The following is a 3,982-nucleotide window of genomic DNA, read 5'->3' as shown; positions in this document are numbered from 1 at the left end:
GCTTCAGCTTCTTTTAAAATAGATACGATCTGATGTTCAGTCATCTTTTTCATGTTTAAATCCTCTGTGGGTTAATGAAGAGAATTTTCTACTTTGGGACTGTACTATTTTAGGGGATAGTTACAAACAGTGTAAAAAGCAAGTATTAGCTGATTATGAGCAAGCATCTAAACAGGCATCACAAATCATACTAGAGCTGTATAGAAGTGGGCAGCTATCAACCGAAGAATCAATGATACTGTTAACAAGCTATGGTAGCAAAATGATGCAGGGTGCTGGAGAAAGCCAGCATGGATGGGATACTCCTATATTCAATAAGGAAGTTAACAAATGGACACCATCAGGAAAAATAAAGACGCCCGAATTTGAAGAGATAAGACTCTCAAACGCCATCCAAAAGATGAAAAAAGCAGGCGTTCCAGACAAACAGATAGAAGCGATAGCATCAAGCTACCAGATAGCAGGTCAATATTTCGGTTCATATGCCCAGATTGGAGAACAGGTAGATGCGCTTTATAATTCGGGTTTGAGCTTAAAATCAGTAATCAATGTAATTGCATTAAAACGAGGCAAGGCATTATCGATTAATGAAATAAAGGCAATTACAACCCGATACAACAATAAAGCCGGAAGTCTTGTAACAGCAAATGGACAGGTAATAAAAAATGATGGGCATCTGAGTACAGCCAGCGAATCGCGTGGGGCGACACAGAGCGGTGGAAAAGGTAAGGTGGAAGGTGCGGAGAAAGGAAATAAGAGTGGTAATGAGCTGACAGATAAAACCAATTTAAAAGCCAATGAAAATAAACCAATAGTTAATCCAGCCACTAATAAAGCAGCAGGTGAACATACTATTGTACGGTCAGGAAAAGCCCCAAAAACCTCGACGCCAAACTCAATTTATGAAGTATCGAGGGCTGATGGTTCTAGAAGTGTTACTTATTATGATGATAAAGGCAGAACATTTTCACGTGAAGATTATGGGCAACAAAAAACTCATGGTCAATTAGGATATGACTCTAATGGGAAGGTTCCTCCTCATGAACATAAAATCACCTATAATGAAAGGGGTTACGTAGATAAGCACTTTTATAGAAAATTAGATGCAAATGGTAAGCCAGTTGGTCCGTGGATTGTAGACAAGAAATAGGAATTACTATGTCAAATGATGTATATGGGTATTTGTTACCAGATCTAAATAAAGATTATGCAGGTCAACTGAAAAATTATATAGGAGCAAATTCTCTAAAGATTCAAAAAATAGAAAAAAATAAATTATTTAACTACCCTGCTGATTTAATTCCAAATCAATATGCATTTATATTTGATATTGCTGATGGTTCTAATTCAGTTAATGCTACCTATTTAATAGATTATAATGAATATGATCCAGATACAGCGGATATAGGATTTCCTGCTAATCCTAAAGAGCGTCTAAATATACTTATTGATACATTGATTGACATGATTAAAATTACTAATGCATCAAAAATGGTTGTATCTATGACCGAATGCAACCAAATAGAAACTATTAAAAAAATAAATTTCTCTGAAATGAGGGAAGTAATTCATACAGATTTTGAAGAATATCAGGGACCTCCAGACACTCTTTACGAAATCATATGTTAACTAAAATCATAAATAATATTTGAATATTACATAACGAATATGGATTTTGATTTTCTTATTGCATGGGAAACTTCTGCTCAAATACTAATTGGTTCTGGAAAGGCTAAAGAATGGGTTGAAAATTTGATAAACCGCAGTACATAAAAAATAATTAGAGTAATTGTCAATTACCCAGTTCTATATTTTAAGTTATAGTGCTGGGTAATTTTATATAGAAATTAAGTACTGCATAAGCCAGAGCGGTGTCAACATCCGCTTTAACGCCGTCAACCAACAATCCGGCCTCTTTGCCGGCAACAACGGCTACTACATCACAACCGACAGCTTATTATGTATACTGATATATATCAGACAAAAATTCTTAAAACAGAATTTAAATTTAAGTGAGGAATATCTTTATGGTCAAAACAATTAATATGACAATAATTTTTTTATTTATATGTAATTTTGTTTATGCCGAAAGGTTACATCCACAATTAATTGCCAACTTGGAAAATAATAATGTATTAATTAAAAAAATAAAAGTTAGCACTGATCCTCTTGAAAAAGGATATGACTATTTATTGAAATCAGATAAAAAACGTGCAAATAATATACTAATATATCAAAGTAAAAAATATATTTTTGATGATATGGGGCATTTGGATACAGTATATAGTATGCAACCAAATCATAATAATATAATCATTTTGACTTTTAAAAATTATGATTTAGATACTTTATCCTTTTTTTTTAAACAAAAAAATAGTCAAAATGATAAGGATTTTTACCTTTTTAAATTTCAATCAGGAAAATTTGTTTCAGGTGCATGGGATGATGAAATGACTCATGGATTAAGTGGGAGAGGTAAGTGGGAAGAAATAGATATGTTTGGAGTAAAAAAGTGTATTCCTGATTATAAAAACCAGTTTTGTGATCAATGGCAAATATTTAAGGATTATCCAAAAATAGGTAAAAGTGTAATATTTAGAACTCCTACAGATGATAAAAATTTTTTTAAAGCATTTGGTTTGAATAGAGAAAAAATGCTTAGACTTTTGCCATTACCTGAACCAATGAAAGACTTACCTGCATTTCAGTAATATCATTTTTTAAGCGCATATAGCCCTACAGGAAATGATTTAAAACCAGATCCATCTCATCGTGCAGCTGCTTCTTATCTAAAGAACAATTAGAGGCTGGAAAAGTATACCTATTAGTAAGTGGAGACGGTGTTGAACGAACATTATTACAAATAAAAGGTTCTTTAAACGGTAAGACTGGAATCTATGAATACATTATAGATCCTAAGGGAACTGTTACTCATCAAAGATTTATTTCTAGTGGTACTGTTAATGGAAAACCTAATCAAAGAGCACAAAAATAGTAGGTAAGATTATGAGTAATAATATAACAAAAAACAATGTTAGCCTTAATTGGCAGGATGTATTATGGGGCTATGAGCATCATTTTTTAGAGTGGCAAGAAGTAGTCAATTATGCAAATGATAAAGTGACTAATGAGTCAAATTATGATGAATCTATAATTGAGCTATCGATGATAAACGAAACAACCATTTTTAATATAGAAAGCTTATTAAAAAAGATAGTTAAAGTTGATCATTGCTATAGTACTGAAAAATGGTTATATATCATTCTATTAGATCTATTTAATAAGCAAAAAGAATTGGATGATCCTTTAGGAAGGGTTGAGGAAATTTATGAAAATTTTGATTATCCTGAGGAAATAGAATCTTTTGTAAGATATATGCCTGTTAGTGATGATTATGATCCAAGTAAGCATACTAATGATGAAAATATTAATCGATTATATTCAAACTGGGAAAATTATTTAATTAACAAGGGATCAACCTTTACTAAGTAAAATTGAATTAAAGGGTTCCAGATCTAACATGGTGGAATCCTACATTCTCAACATCATCGCAAAAGACATCACTATCTTCAATGGTGTCAACCACGGCTGCCAGACCAACCTGCAAGCGGCTACCAACGCCCTCGCCCCGTATTAGGTCGCAGCATGCAGGCAGGCGAAGCCGCATCCAGCGCCTATCAGGCAGCCAGCACCCCAATCGTAGCCACCCTGAACCACCAGCGTAGCCATCAAACCCAGGATACGCATACCAGCCAGAGCGTTACCACCCAGGCCAGCGCCGGCGGCAACCTCAACATCATCGCCACCGATGGCAGCATCAACAGCGAAGGCGCGCGCCTCACAGCCGAAGGCAACGCCCTCCTGCATGCCAAAGACAACATCAACCTCAGCTTTGCCCGCGACAGCCATAACCAAAGCGCCACCAGCAAAAGCAGCGGCTTCAACCTCGACACGCGCAAATGGTCTTCCCCCATCGGCGCCG

The 3,982-nt window shown here is 35.2% G+C and carries 5 protein-coding genes; all 5 read left to right on the top strand.

Annotation, left to right across the window (positions count from 1 at the left end; genetic code table 11):
* Window positions 1–262: 262 nt before the first annotated feature.
* A complete protein-coding gene (locus tag GYX26_RS11095) occupies window positions 263–1,150 on the top strand; it encodes a hypothetical protein (protein WP_174829297.1) in 888 nt (295 codons plus the stop codon).
* 8 nt (window positions 1,151–1,158) lie between these two features.
* Window positions 1,159–1,629: a hypothetical protein gene (locus GYX26_RS11090; RefSeq protein WP_174829293.1), complete on the top strand. Its 471-nt coding sequence runs from the start codon at window positions 1,159–1,161 to the stop codon at window positions 1,627–1,629.
* 398 nt (window positions 1,630–2,027) lie between these two features.
* On the top strand, window positions 2,028–2,711 hold the full coding sequence (locus tag GYX26_RS11085) for a hypothetical protein (protein ID WP_174829296.1): 684 nt from the start codon (window positions 2,028–2,030) through the stop codon (window positions 2,709–2,711).
* A 295-nt stretch (window positions 2,712–3,006) separates the two neighbouring features.
* Window positions 3,007–3,492, top strand: a complete 486-nt coding sequence (locus tag GYX26_RS11080) for a DUF2247 family protein (protein WP_174829295.1) — start codon at window positions 3,007–3,009, stop codon at window positions 3,490–3,492.
* 153 nt (window positions 3,493–3,645) lie between these two features.
* On the top strand, window positions 3,646–3,982 hold a 337-nt coding region (locus GYX26_RS11785), incomplete at its 3' end, for a hemagglutinin repeat-containing protein (RefSeq protein WP_174829294.1).

The organism is Snodgrassella sp. ESL0253, from assembly GCF_013344965.1.
GTDB classification, from domain to species: Bacteria; Pseudomonadota; Gammaproteobacteria; order Burkholderiales; family Neisseriaceae; genus Snodgrassella; species Snodgrassella alvi_B.
The sequence above is the reverse complement of the archived record's forward strand: the minus strand, read 5'-3'. Positions and strand labels throughout refer to the sequence as shown.

What these genes read in the sequence shown, in the direction of transcription:
- GYX26_RS11080 (WP_174829295.1), top strand. Translation starts at nt 3,007, where the DNA reads ATGAGTAATAATATAACAAAAAACAATGTTAGCCTTAATTGGCAGGAT.
- GYX26_RS11085 (WP_174829296.1), top strand. Translation starts at nt 2,028, where the DNA reads ATGGTCAAAACAATTAATATGACAATAATTTTTTTATTTATATGTAAT.
- GYX26_RS11090 (WP_174829293.1), top strand. Translation starts at nt 1,159, where the DNA reads ATGTCAAATGATGTATATGGGTATTTGTTACCAGATCTAAATAAAGAT.
- GYX26_RS11095 (WP_174829297.1), top strand. Translation starts at nt 263, where the DNA reads ATGATGCAGGGTGCTGGAGAAAGCCAGCATGGATGGGATACTCCTATA.